The sequence below is a fragment of the Marseilla massiliensis genome (genome assembly GCF_023336985.1).
In the GTDB taxonomy this organism is placed as follows: Bacteria; Bacteroidota; Bacteroidia; order Bacteroidales; family Bacteroidaceae; genus Prevotella; species Prevotella intestinigallinarum.
Window position 1 is genome coordinate 1 of record NZ_JAMBLP010000006.1, and the last position, 12,699, is coordinate 12,699.

The 12,699-nt window shown below is 59.0% G+C and carries 13 protein-coding genes; 3 read left to right on the top strand and 10 right to left on the bottom strand.

What is annotated here, in order from left to right; all coding sequences use genetic code 11:
• Window positions 1–360: 360 nt before the first annotated feature.
• From M3089_RS06145 to dnaE, 3 genes are all read right to left on the bottom strand, one after another.
• Window positions 361–693: a hypothetical protein gene (locus M3089_RS06145; RefSeq protein WP_249082514.1), complete on the bottom strand. Its 333-nt coding sequence runs from the start codon at window positions 691–693 to the stop codon at window positions 361–363.
• Between the two features lie 6 nt (window positions 694–699).
• Window positions 700–1,014 (bottom strand): thioredoxin, encoded by a 315-nt coding sequence (trxA, locus tag M3089_RS06150; protein WP_205108013.1) that lies wholly within the window; start codon window positions 1,012–1,014, stop codon window positions 700–702.
• A gap of 99 nt (window positions 1,015–1,113) precedes the next feature.
• Window positions 1,114–4,821: a DNA polymerase III subunit alpha gene (gene dnaE / locus M3089_RS06155; protein ID WP_249082517.1), complete on the bottom strand. Its 3,708-nt coding sequence runs from the start codon at window positions 4,819–4,821 to the stop codon at window positions 1,114–1,116.
• 205 nt (window positions 4,822–5,026) lie between these two features.
• Here dnaE and M3089_RS06160 point away from each other — a divergent pair, with 205 nt between their 5' ends.
• From M3089_RS06160 to M3089_RS06170, 3 genes are all read left to right on the top strand, one after another.
• Window positions 5,027–5,743, top strand: a complete 717-nt coding sequence (locus M3089_RS06160) for a phosphatidylserine decarboxylase family protein (RefSeq protein WP_205108017.1) — start codon at window positions 5,027–5,029, stop codon at window positions 5,741–5,743.
• Between the two features lie 527 nt (window positions 5,744–6,270).
• Window positions 6,271–6,981: a CDP-alcohol phosphatidyltransferase family protein gene (locus M3089_RS06165; RefSeq protein WP_249082519.1), complete on the top strand. Its 711-nt coding sequence runs from the start codon at window positions 6,271–6,273 to the stop codon at window positions 6,979–6,981.
• Between the two features lie 16 nt (window positions 6,982–6,997).
• Window positions 6,998–7,306 carry a DUF4834 family protein gene (locus M3089_RS06170; RefSeq protein ID WP_249082521.1) on the top strand — a complete coding sequence of 103 codons (309 nt, stop codon included), beginning with the start codon at window positions 6,998–7,000 and terminating at the stop codon, window positions 7,304–7,306.
• Between the two features lie 74 nt (window positions 7,307–7,380).
• Here the strand turns inward: M3089_RS06170 and M3089_RS06175 are convergent, their stop codons facing one another.
• The 7 genes from M3089_RS06175 to prmC form a co-directional block, all read right to left on the bottom strand.
• Window positions 7,381–7,968, bottom strand: coding sequence for a hypothetical protein (locus tag M3089_RS06175; protein ID WP_249082525.1), 588 nt, complete (start codon window positions 7,966–7,968; stop codon window positions 7,381–7,383).
• Window positions 7,965–9,302, bottom strand: coding sequence for an argininosuccinate lyase (gene argH, locus M3089_RS06180; protein ID WP_249082528.1), 1,338 nt, complete (start codon window positions 9,300–9,302; stop codon window positions 7,965–7,967). Before argH ends, M3089_RS06175 begins: the two co-directional genes overlap by 4 nt.
• Window positions 9,303–9,413: 111 nt before the next feature.
• Window positions 9,414–9,827: an SRPBCC family protein gene (locus M3089_RS06185; protein ID WP_249082532.1), complete on the bottom strand. Its 414-nt coding sequence runs from the start codon at window positions 9,825–9,827 to the stop codon at window positions 9,414–9,416.
• A 111-nt stretch (window positions 9,828–9,938) separates the two neighbouring features.
• Window positions 9,939–10,574 (bottom strand): orotate phosphoribosyltransferase, encoded by a 636-nt coding sequence (pyrE, locus tag M3089_RS06190; RefSeq protein ID WP_205108026.1) that lies wholly within the window; start codon window positions 10,572–10,574, stop codon window positions 9,939–9,941.
• A gap of 96 nt (window positions 10,575–10,670) precedes the next feature.
• Window positions 10,671–11,366 carry a ComF family protein gene (locus tag M3089_RS06195; protein WP_249082534.1) on the bottom strand — a complete coding sequence of 232 codons (696 nt, stop codon included), beginning with the start codon at window positions 11,364–11,366 and terminating at the stop codon, window positions 10,671–10,673.
• On the bottom strand, window positions 11,344–11,847 hold the full coding sequence (locus M3089_RS06200) for a regulatory protein RecX (protein WP_205108030.1): 504 nt from the start codon (window positions 11,845–11,847) through the stop codon (window positions 11,344–11,346). Before M3089_RS06200 ends, M3089_RS06195 begins: the two co-directional genes overlap by 23 nt.
• Window positions 11,844–12,686, bottom strand: coding sequence for a peptide chain release factor N(5)-glutamine methyltransferase (gene prmC, locus M3089_RS06205; RefSeq protein ID WP_249082536.1), 843 nt, complete (start codon window positions 12,684–12,686; stop codon window positions 11,844–11,846). The genes M3089_RS06200 and prmC overlap by 4 nt, the downstream gene beginning before the upstream one ends.
• Window positions 12,687–12,699: the final 13 nt, after the last annotated feature.

The following is a 12,699-nucleotide window of genomic DNA, read 5'->3' on the forward strand; positions in this document are numbered from 1 at the left end:
TATACATAATAATCTCTCCGTCCAAGCGTTTTGCCAGAAAAGCCTATGCCCGGCCCTGCCGAACGGGCCGTTTGGCAGGGCAATACGGGCCGTTCGGCGGTGCAATACGGCCTGTTTCAGGATGCAAAACGGCACCTATGGGCAACACGCTGGCAACCAACCGTTTAGCAACCCCCATTTCCTTCCGTTACGATATGGCCACAGGCATTGCCGGCGGGCCGGATTGCAACATGCCCTGACAGCCACCGGCACAAAACGGCAGCGGTGGCACACGACCATCGCAGGTCGTGAGCCACCGCCCCGTTTGCCATTCGCCGAAGCCTGCAGGCAGCGTTACCAGCCGGCCACCGGCAGCGTAGGTCAATCCAGGTTTTGCTCCTGGAAGTCCATGTCGGCCTGTACCACGAAGAACACCTCGGCCGGATCGAAGTCGCCTCGGCCCTCTTCCGATGCCTTGGCGCACACATAGTCGGCCACCTTCTGCAGGTCGATGTCCACGTAACCCTCCTCGTCGGCGTCAGCCTCAAGCACTCCGCTCTCAAAGTAATAGTCAACGATGGTGTCCATCATGTAGCGCAGGTCGGCCTCGCTGTACTTCTCTTTCAGGTCGGCTGGCAGCACGTCGAGAATGTATTCCACCTCGCGCACGTTCTCTTCATCGTCGAGCCGTAGCTCTTCCTCAAAGTCGGCCATGGCCGTTTAGAGCAAAGATTGGAACTTCTCGTCGAGCTTCTGCTTCGACACAGCGCCCACGATCTTGTCTACTACCTGCCCGCCCTTGAAGAACAACAGTGTCGGTATGTTGCGTATTCCGAACTCGGCGGCAATGTCTTCGCACTCTTCAACGTCGCACTTGCCCACGTTGAGCTTGCCGTCATACTCCTTGGCCAGCTCTTCAACGATAGGTGCTATCATGCGGCATGGGCCGCACCATGTTGCCCAGAAGTCAACGACCAAAGGCAGTTCGCCATTCTTCAGCGACTCGAAATTCTCGTTTGTGATTTTTACTTCCATTGTCTCTTTCGTTTATATTGTTAATATCTTGAATTGATTCACATGCTATCCCGACAGCAAAAGACATGCCACAAATGGCGCCCTTGGCCCTCCGCCCTGTCAGTTTATCTTGTAATCAAGCGCCGGGGTTTGCTCTATGTAAGTTATGAGGTTGCGTTTCACGTCGACGGTGCGGTTCTGGCTGCGCAACAACACGTGGTTTTTCCCCCTCGAGTCGTGCAGCCTGAAGAAGAGCTTTGTCTGCCCCGGGTTGTCGCAAATTATCTCGTTGAGCTCCTCGACCACCTTCTCGTCGAGCAAGTCGGCGCTGAGCGAGATAGTAATCCTGTCGATGGCCTTGTCCTTAATGGTCTGCAGGTATTCGATGTTCTGTATGCGCAGGTCGAAAAACTTGCTGTCGCGGTATCGCTGCTGGCACTTTGCCGTTATGTATACGGCGCACCCTTCCTTGAACATGCCGCTCCACCGGCCCCACTCTTCGCCGAACATGGCGAGCTCGCCGCTTCCGGCAAAGTCTTCGATGGTGACGAAGCCGCAGGGCTTTCCCGTCTTTGTGAACTTCGACTTTATGGCCGTAACGATGCCCCCAATGACCACCGACTCACGCCCGGACAGCGCCGACACGTCGGCAAGCTCGGAGCAATGGGTGTTGCAAAGGTTGTCGAGCACAATCTTGTATTCATCGAGCGGATGGGCCGAGAGGTAAATGCCGACGAGGTCGCGCTCGCGGTTCAGCCTCTCGATGTCGCTCCATCGCTCGCCCTTTATTATGGGCGGGGTGGCTATGGCCACCTCGTTGTCGCCGCCAAAGAGCGAGTTGCGCATCTGCATCTGCTCCGCCTGGTATGTCTGTCCGTAGCGCACGAGCGTGTCGATGAACGCCTCGCCCTTGGCGTTGGTGGCAAAGAAGTCTTCGCGCTTCATTGCCCCGAAGCCGTCGAACGCCCCGCTGAGCACGAGCGACTCAACCCCCTTGCGGTTGACGGCGCCAAGGTTGACACGCTGCATGAAGTCGAACACGTCTTTGTAAGGCCCGTTCTTCTCACGCTCGTCGATGATGGCGTCGGCCGCCGCGCCGCCCACGCCCTTGATGGCGCTTATGCCGAAGCGTATCTCGCCCTTCTTGTTGGCGCTGAATTTCTGGCGGCTCTCGTTGACGTCGGGGCCCAGCGTGGGTATGCCCATGGCCCGGCACTCGTCCATGAGCTTTGTTATTTCGGTTATGTTGTCGAGGTTTCGGCTCATCACGGCAGCCATGTACTCCGCCGGGTGGTGGGCCTTGAGGTAGGCAGTCTGGTAAGACACCCATGAGTAACAGGTGGCGTGGCTCTTGTTGAAGGCGTACGAGGCAAACTTCTCCCAGTCAGACCATATCTTCTCGAGTACCTTGGGGTCGTGGCCGTTGGCCTTTCCGCCTTCGATGAACTTTGGCTTCATCGCGTCGACTATGGCCTTCTTCTTCTTGCCCATGGCCTTGCGCAGCGCGTCGCTCTCGCCTCTGGTGAAGTTGGCGAGCTGCCGCGAGAGCAGCATGACCTGCTCCTGGTAGACCGTTATGCCGTATGTGTCCTTGAGATATTTCTCCATGCAGGGTATGTCATACTTTATTTCCTCCTTCCCGTTCTTGCGCGCTATGAACGAAGGAATATAGTCCATTGGGCCCGGACGGTAGAGGGCGTTCATGGCTATTAGGTCTTCAAACACGCTGGGATGGAGCTCCCTGAGGTATTTCTGCATGCCGGGCGACTCAAACTGGAACGTTCCTATCGTGCGGCCCTCGCAATACAGCTGGTAGGTTAGAGGGTCGTCGATGGGTATGGTGTCGAGGTCTATCACCTTGCCCGTGGTCAGCCTGACGTTCTCGACGGCCTCCTTGAGTATCGAAAGCGTCTTCAGGCCGAGGAAGTCCATCTTTATCAATCCCGTCGACTCGATGACATGGCCGTCATACTGCGTGCACCTCAGCTTGTGGCCCGGGTCAGACTTGTCTTCGGCAATGGACACGGGAACCCAGTCACTGATAGGATCGCGGCAGATGATGAAGCCACATGCGTGGATGCCGGTGCCGCGAACGGTGCCCTCGAGCATCTTTGCGTACTCCATGGTGTTGTGCAACTTGGGGTCGGGACTGGCCTCGGCCTCGCGCAACTCGGGTATGCACTTGATGGCGTTGGTAAGGTTCATCTTCAGCCCGTCGGGCAGTTTGTCGGGTATTTGCTTGCAAAGGTAGTTGGCTTGCTCAAGCGGCAGCTTCTCGACACGGGCCACATCCTTTATCGAGTTCTTCGTGGCCATGGTGCCGTAGGTTATGATGTGGGCGCAGTTGTCGTGCCCGTACTTGTCTTCAACCCACTCGAGCACCTTGCCGCGGCCGTCGTCGTCGAAGTCGGTATCGATATCGGGGAGCGATATTCGGTCGGGGTTGAGGAAGCGCTCGAACAGCAAGTCATACTTGATGGGGTCTATCTTGGTTATCCCGAGGCAGTAGGCCACCACCGAACCGGCCGCCGAGCCACGCCCGGGGCCAACCATCACGCCCAGCTCATCGCGCGCGGAGTTGATGAAATCCTGCACGATGAGGAAGTAACCGGGGAAACCCATGGTTTTCATGATGTGCAACTCGAAGCGCACCCGCTCTTCGACCTCGTCGGTGAGCGGGTCGCCATACAGTTTCCTGGCGCCCTCGTAGGCAAGCTTGGCCAGGTAGTCGGCCTCGAACTTTATGCGGTACAGCTTGTCGTAGCCGCCCAGTTTCTCTATCTTCTTCTCGCCCTCTTCGCGCGGAAGCGGGTTCTGTCCGTTCTCGTCGCTGGTAAACTCGGCAAACAGCTGCTCCTCGGTGAACTTGGCCCGCCACTGCTCCTCGGTGCCAAACGACTCGGGAATGGGGAAGAAGGGCATGATTGGCGAGTGCTCGATGCTGTACAGCTCAACCTTGTCGAGCACCTCGAGAGTGTTGGCCATGGCCTCGGGCAGGTCGCCGAACACCTCGTTCATCTCGGCCCTCGTCTTAAACCACTCCTGCTTTGAGTACAGCATTCGGGTGGGGTCGTCAAGGTCTTTGCCCGTTGAAAGGCACAGCAGGTGGTCGTGGGCCTCGGCGTTCTCCTGGTCGACAAAGTGAGCGTCGTTGGTGCAAACTATCTTTACGCCATACTCGCGGGCCAGCTGCATGAGCACACTGTTGGCCCGCTGCTGCAGCGGATAGGTCTCGCGGTTGGCCCGTATCGACGGGTCTTTCACCTCGTGGCGCTGCAACTCGAGGTAGTAGTCGTCGCCGAAGACGCGCTTATACCACTGCACGGCCTCCCGCGCGCCCTCTATGTCGCCCTTGAGCACCTTCGACGGCACCTCGCCGGCTATGCAGGCCGAGCAAACTATGAGCCCTTCGTGATGGCGCTCCAGGTCGGCACGGTCGGTGCGCGGGCGCATATAAAAGCCGTCGGTCCACGAGTTTGACACGAGCTTTATCAGGTTTTTGTAGCCAAGATAGTTCTTGGCAAGCACTATAAGGTGGTAACCGCTCCGGTCTTCCTTCCCGGCGCGGTCTTCCTTGTTATGGTGAGCCACGTACATCTCGCACCCGAGGATGGGCTTGAACGGCTCCAGGCCCTCCTTCTTGCGCTTGGAGTTGACTCCCGCGCAATAGTCCCAGAACTCCTTTATGCCGAACATGTCGCCGTGGTCGGTTATTGCCATGCCGCGCATTCCGTCGGCCACGGCCTTGTCGACCAGCTTCTGGATGCTCGACTGGCCGTCTAATATCGAGTAATATGTATGTACGTGAAGATGAACGAAATCCTGCATTATGAATGTATTTGGCTGCGTTTTTGTGGCTCAAAGTTACGCCTAATCTCCGAGACGGCCAAAAGAATAAGGCAAAAATTTGCGTGATAAACGAAAAAGCCTTACCTTTGCATCGGCTAAAGCCGCTCCGCCGCAGGCGGCCCGGAGCGCACGGGAACGGCGGCCTTGGCCCACAAAGTAATCAAAACAATCTGAAATGCACCCCATGGGAAGAAGAATAAGAAAACTGAAGAAGATCAGAATCCACCGCGAGGGCACCGACACGCTCGTCTACAGCATGGCGGCCATCGTGGCCGTGGCAGCCGTCCTTTGGCATTTCTGCGACTCCAAGATACCTTTCTGGTCGTTCGTCATCGTCTTTGGCGCGGCGTGGGCCATCGTGCTCAACTTCTACCGCTGCCCCATCCGCTACTTCAACGACGACACGGAGCGCACTGTTGTCGCCCCGGCCGACGGCAAGGTGGTGGTCATCGAGGAAGTGGAGGAGCACGAGTATTTCCACGATCGCAGGCTCATGGTGTCTATATTCATGAGCCTGTTCAACGTACACGCCAACTGGTTTCCCGTGGACGGCAAGGTGAAGTTTGTGCGCCACCAAGACGGCAACTACCACAAGGCATGGCTGCCCAAGGCCAGCGAGGAGAACGAACGCGCCGACGTTATGATAACCACGCCCGAGGGCGAAGACATCCTCTGCCGCCAAATAGCCGGGGCCATGGCCCGGCGCATCGTGACATACGCCAAGGAAGGCGAGGAATGCTATATCGACGAGCACCTGGGCTTCATAAAGCTCGGGTCGAGGGTAGACGTTTTCCTGCCCATCGGCACCGAGGTGTGCGTGAAGATGGGGCAGGCCACCACCGGCGACCTGACGGTGATAGCGCGCCTCAAAGACAAGAAAAACACTGACAAACAGGCATAAGCCACCATTGGCAGCAACATACGGGCTTGCGGAACGGGCCGTTCCGCAAGCCCGTATGGCGTATATTGCACCATGAAAGCGGCCGTTTCGCAACGCGGGAAAGGCCATCCTGCAAAGTCCTGTGGCCCAGGCAGATGCGCGGCGGCGCCGCCATCGTCGGGAATATTGACAACAGCCATGTGCCGACAACGGCGGCCCAGCGCACACGCCCGCCTGCCCCACGGCCCCGGCAGGCACACCAACGGCAGCCGCGGCAACCGTGGCACCAGCCCCGCACCTGCGCCCCCGGACGGCGACGGACAGGAAACGTGGGAATGGGCGCACCACGGCCAAAGGCCACAATTACCCGTCGGACTCAGCTACGGAGGGCACTGACGGGTAGCAACGAGGTGAGAATTTACATTAATTTGCATTGCATTTTGTAAAAAAACGCTGAGTTTATGACTAAAAAGGCTATCTTTGCACTTGGTTAGACAAGGCCGAGGCTATCGGCAAGCCTAATGAAACGCATATTCAACAAACAAAAAATGGCAAACGGAATAACACGGCACATACCAAACACCATCACCTGCTGCAACCTCATATCGGGGTGCATAGCCACCTACCATGCGTTCTTCGGATGCTTCGAGACGGCATTCCTGTTCATCGTCATAGGGGCGGTGTTCGACTTCTTCGACGGCATGAGCGCGCGGCTTCTCGGCGTTTCGTCGCCCATAGGCAAGGAACTCGACTCCCTGGCCGACGACGTCACTTTCGGCGTGGCCCCCTCGGCAATGACTTTCACGCTGCTCTCCACCGCCACGTGGCCCGCACAGCTTGGGGCCGTGGCCGCGGTGCTGCCTTACACAGCGTTCATCATGGCTGCCTTCTCGGCCCTCAGGCTGGCCAAGTTCAACCTCGACGAGCGCCAGTCCACATCGTTCATCGGACTGCCCACGCCGGCCAACACCCTGTTTTGGGCGGCACTGATAGTGGGCGCGGGCGACACTATAGCCACCTCTGCATGGGGCGCCCCGGCCGTGGTGGCCATGGTGCTCGTTAGCAGCTGGCTGCTCGTGGCTGAAATACCGATGTTTGCGCTCAAGTTCAAGACGTGGGGATGGCGCGGCAACGAAGTCAAGTATGTCTTCGCGCTCACCTCCATCATAATAATATGCCTTCTGGGCACCATAGGTGTGGCCGCGGCCATAGCATGGTATATGCTGCTCTCGGCCGTGCAACAGCACCGAAACAAGTAAAAAGGAGGGAATAGCCATGCTCCACTTTCTGTCAGTACTGCTCCTGTTCTTGCTGTTCGCGGTGGTCATAGCCATCGCCGTAGGGGCCTATCTGCTCAACAAGGGCATACGGATGTTCCGAAAGGCGGCCGACAAAGCCACCGGCAGGCAGACACACACCGAGGCCGACGACGGCCGGCGCGGCAGAGCATCGGGCCGCGGGGGCGGAACGGCGCACACTGCCACGGGCGAGACGATAATAGACACACGCGACAGGGCCACCGCCAACCGGCGGATATTCGCCGACGACGAGGGCGAATATGTTGACTTTGAAGAGGAGAAATGAAATGCAGAAAGCGGCTTGCACGCCCCCAGGGCGAAGCAAGCCGCTTTGCGTTATAGCACTTGGCTGCGAGACGTTCAGTTGCCGACGAAGAGCTGCCCGAAAGCCCCTGTGGTGGAAGCGTGGTAGCGCACCAGCTTGTTGGTGGCGTCGGTCGACTGCCCGCCGCTCTGTATGAAACCGCCGTTGTTTAGGTCGTAAGTCCTGTTGCAGTTGCGGCAGGTGGCCATGCCGCGGCTGTCGATGGTCAAGACGCGGTCAACGATGCCCGTGCCAGTATAGCACACGGGGCACTGCGCGTCGTAGGCATAGAATACGGGCGAGGTGATGTCGGCGTTGCCGTAGCCCACTATGAGCCCGTTCTGCCTGCCCAGCCGCCGCGTGCGCTGCATGTCGACGGCGTTGGCGATGCTGCTCGACGACAGCCCCTGGTTGTTTGTGAACTCGAAATAGGTAGCCCCCGACTCACGCGTCTCCCTGACCAGGCAGAACACACCGGGCGACATGGAGGCCATGGCCGTGGCCAGGGTGCTGTTCTGGTGTACAGAGTTGTCGAACACAAAGTAGCAGGGCTCGTCGCTAAACTGCTCTTCGGCCTTGCTGCACGAACCGAGCGACACTGCCGCAACCAGCGCGGCAGCCATTGACAAACCCACGGCCTTCATGCCAGCAGGGCCCTTTCCGCCTCCAGCATCCTGTCGAAGTGGAAGCCTTCCATGTTGTCGTCCATCATTGCCCTGATGCAGTCGGTCTGCAGGTTGCCCATGCTCCCCTCGTGGGTGTGGTGTATGTTCTTGTCGGGAACGAAAGTGCCGGCCTCAATCTCCAGCCCCACCTTCTTGTAGGCGTCGCGGAAGGGCATGCCTGCGGCGGCCAGGCGGTTGACCTCCTCCACCGAGAACATGGCGTCATACATCGGGTTGTCGAGTATGTGCTCGTTCACCTCCATGCGGTTGATGATGTATGCCGTCATGCCAAGGCAGTCTTTCAGCTCGCCGAAAGCGGGCAGGAACACCTCCTTAATAATCTGAAGGTCACGGAAATAGCCCACCGGCAGGTTGTTCATAATGAGCGTTATCTGCTGCGGCAGTGCCTGCAGCTTGTTGCTCTTGGCGCGTATCAGCTCAAACACGTCGGGGTTTTTCTTATGTGGCATGATGGAGCTGCCGGTGGTGCACTCCTTGGGCAGGCGCACGAAAGAGAAATTCTGGCTGTTGAAAAGACAGGCGTCGAAAGCCAGCTTCGCCAGTGTCCCGGCGATGGAAGCCATGGCAAAGGCCACGTTGCGCTCCATCTTGCCGCGCCCCATCTGCGCATACACCACGTTGTAGTCCATGGAGTCGAACCCCAGCAGCCGCGTGGTCATGGTGCGGTTGAGCGGGAACGACGAACCGTAACCGGCTGCAGAGCCGAGCGGGTTGCGGTTGGTCATGCGGTAAGCGGCCTGGAGGAAGAGCATGTCGTCGGCCAGGCTCTCGGCGTAAGCGCCGAACCAAAGGCCGAAAGAGCTCGGCATGGCCACCTGAAGATGGGTGTATCCCGGCATGAGCACGCCCTTGTAGCGCTCGCTCTTGGCCAGCAGCTCATCGAAAAGGGCCTTCACGCCGTTGGCGATGTCCATCAGCTCATGCCTCGTGAACAGCTTGAGGTCTACCAGCACCTGGTCGTTGCGCGAGCGCCCGCTGTGTATCTTCTTGCCCATGTCGCCCAGACGGCGCGTCAGCATCAGCTCCACCTGCGAGTGAACGTCCTCAACCCCGTCTTCAATCACGAAGCCGCCGTCGTCGCACAGCTTGTATATGGCCTTAAGCTCAGCCAGCAGGCAGCGCAGCTCATCGGCCGAAAGCAACCCTATGCTCTCAAGCATCGTTATGTGGGCCATGGAGCCCAGCACATCATATTTGGCGAGATAAAGGTCGAGTTCACGGTCGCGCCCGACGGTGAAGCGCTCGATTTCCTTGTTAATCTCGAAGTCTTTTTCCCAAAGTTTGTTTGACATTTTTGGTTGGTTATTGTTTCGGTATACAGCATTCTATACCATCAAGCGCCGCCATGCAAAGCCTTCAGCCCGGCCGTGCGGCCATGGCAGGCCCCGCATAGGCCCGCCGGCTCACTCATACCTTATGGCCGCCAGGGCGTCGGCAATCTTCTCCACGCCCTCCTTAAGCGGCCCCTGCACCATCCCTTTGATAAAAGGATTGAGCTCGGCCTTTATCGTCAGCTTCATCTTCGAAGTGGTGTCGGTCACCGGCAGCACCTGTATCCACAGGTCAAACGGTATGGGCGACTGCTCGGTGGCAAACTTTATGCACTTCGGTTCGTCGCGTTCCACTATCCGCAGGCGCAGTTCGCCGACCGGAGGGGCGGTCACCGCGATGGTGTCGCGGTCGAAACGGAAATCCCTTATCTTGTCTTCCGGTATGCGGTCACGCACTTTCTCAATGTTGCCCAGGTCGCTCAGCATGGCGTAAACGGCATGCTGTGAGTATGGTATCTGCTTTATGCTGCTTTCAAACTTGCTCATCAATATGTCGGAAAATAGTAAGTAGTAAGACAGGGGGGAGGACACGGGCGCGCCGGCCCCCACAAACGGGAGCCTCAGCCCGTGCCCCCTCCCCAACGTCGGTGTATCGGTTTATCTGTTGTTCCAGTTTGCCGGGTCCTTGCGCCACTCGTGGATGACCTCCACATCCTCGGGTTTGATGTAGCCGATGGCAAGCGCATGCTTCACCACGTGGTCATAGTCGGTGAGCGTGACGAGCTCTACGCCGGCCTTGGCAAAGGCTTCTTCGGCCACAGGGAAGCCATAGGTGTATGATGCCACCATGCCTATCACCTCACAGCCGTTGTTCCTTATGGCCTCGACAGCCTTCAGGCTGCTTCCCCCTGTCGACACCAAGTCTTCGACGACAACCACCTTTGAGCCCGGCTCAAGGTTGCCCTCGATGAGGTTTTCCAGCCCGTGGTCCTTTGGCTTGCTGCGCACGTAGACGAAGGGCAGGCCCATCTCGTCGGCCACCAGCGCCCCTTGCGCGATGGCACCCGTGGCCACCCCCGCAATGGCTTCGGCCTCGGGGAAGTGTTCCTGTATGGCGTGGCACAACTCAGTCTTTACGAAACTGCGTAGCCTCGGGTACGACAGCGTCTTGCGATTGTCGCAGTAGAACGGCGACTTCCATCCTGATGCCCATGTGAACGGGCTGTTGGGTTGCAGCTTTATAGCCCTCACTTCGAGCAGCTTGGCCGCAAATGTTGTCTTGATAGAGTCCATCTATTACATTGTTTAATGGTTTGTATTAGTTTGCAAAGGTAGGAAACATTTGCCAAAGAAACCGCTTCATGCCGTTAAAAAAGATTATTGCGGCATTCACTTGGTAAAGCCGAGCGTCATGATGCTGACAGTTGTGCCCGGCACTGCGGCCACTGCCGAGGCGCAGGCCATGACGGTTGCCCCTGTGGTGAACACATCGTCGACCAGCAGCACGTGCTTTCCCAGCAGCCTTTCCTGCCGCCATACCTCGAAGAGGCCGCTCACGTTGCCAAGCCGTTCCCACCGTCCGAGTTTCGTCTGGCTTGTCTTGAAGGCCTTGCGACAGACGCTGCGCGCATCTACCGGTATGCCCGTGAGCGAGCTCACCCCTGCCGCCACCTCGGCGCTCTGGTTGTAGCCACGCTCGCGGAGCCGCTTCCTTGCCAGCGGCACCGGCACTATGACATCCACGCCGTCGAAGAAGCCGGCCGCCATGAACTCGCCGGCGGCAAGCCGTCCCAGTGCTACGCCGATGTCGGGGCGTCCTTTGTACTTCAGCGAGTATATCATGCGGCTCACCTCCGAATGGGGTTCGAAATAGAAAAACGACGCCGCACGCTCCACGTCGGCCTGCCCCCAGAAAGCCTGGGCCACGGGGTTGTCGTATGGCCTGAGGCAGAAGCCGGTGCGGGGCAGCCTGAGGCAGCAGGCCGAACACAGCGCGTGCTCGGTGACCGACAGACGGCTGCCACAGACGGCGCACAGCCTCGGCGACACGAAGTCGAGCACCCTACTCCACAAACTCACCCCCATAGCCCTCGTCGATGTCGTCGGGCACGTCGATGCAGCGGCGTATGAGCGCATAGTCGAAGCCCCGGCCCAGCGCAAAGCGCACCAGCTTGCGGTTCAACTCATATCTGTCGGCGGCCTTGATGCTGCGTCCGCGGCTTTTGAGCAGTGGGCGCAGCACGGCCAGATACTCGTCGTCGGCTATCTCTCCCAGCACGAGCTGCCTTGTTGGCTCGTCAATACGCTTGGCCCACAGGGCCTGCTCCACCTTTCGCCGCCCCCACTTGTTGTACCGAATCTTGTCGAGGGCGAAGGCCCTGGCGTAACGTTCATCGTCGACAAACTTGTTTTTCGTGAGGTATTCCATCACCCGTGCCTGCGCATCGGGGGCCATACCCCACTTCCTCATCTTGTCTTCCATCTCGCCCGAGCAGTGCTCGGCCTGCGAGCAAAGGGTGGTGAGGCGCAGCAGCGCCTCCTTTTCTGGCATTTCTCCTGAAGTCATTCCAATGTAGATTTCGTAAACCTCGGCCGGCCATACCTGTCGTTGCGCACCTCTGCCGTGGCAAATCCCTCTGCCCGCAGCAGGCTGCGCATCTCGCCGGCCAGTGCCTCGTTGATTTCAAAATACAGCTCGCCGCCCGGGCGCAGGGCCGCCTTGGCGTAGCGCGCTATGGCCCGGTAGAAGAGCAGCGGGTCGGCGTCGGGCACGAAAAGTGCCCCGGCGGGCTCGTAGTCCAACACGTTGCGCGCCATGTCGGCGCGCTCGCCAAGGCGCACGTAGGGCGGATTGCTCACCACCGCGTCCCACATGGCCGTGTGGGCGGGCGGGTCGAGGGCGTCGACAAGGGCAAAGCCTACACGTGCGCCCAGCCTCCCGGCATTGCGCGAGGCCACCTGCAAGGCGTCGGCAGACACATCCCACGCCGACACGGCAGCCCCAGCCACGTCGAGCGCCAGCGTGACGGCTATGCAGCCGCTGCCGGTGCCGATGTCGAGCAAGGCCGGCGAGGCGCATCCCCTGGCGGCCAGGCCCTGCTCAACCCACAGGCACAGGTCTTCGGTCTCGGGCCTCGGTATGAGCACACCGGGCCCCACGGAGAACGCCCGCCCGCAGAAGTCGGCATGGCCGAGCACATACTGCACAGGCTCGGAGCGCAAGAGGCGCTCCATCATTTCGCCCATCAGGCGCTGGTCGTCTGGAGATAATTGTGTAACTTTGCCGCAATAAATGTCGGCTACAGACAAGCCGAAACGCTCTTCAAGCACACAGCGCACGATGGCCCGGGCCTCGCCGCTGCCATAGATGGCAGCCAGCGGCCGCCAAAGGTCGTCGTAAGTCATGATGCAAAAGTAA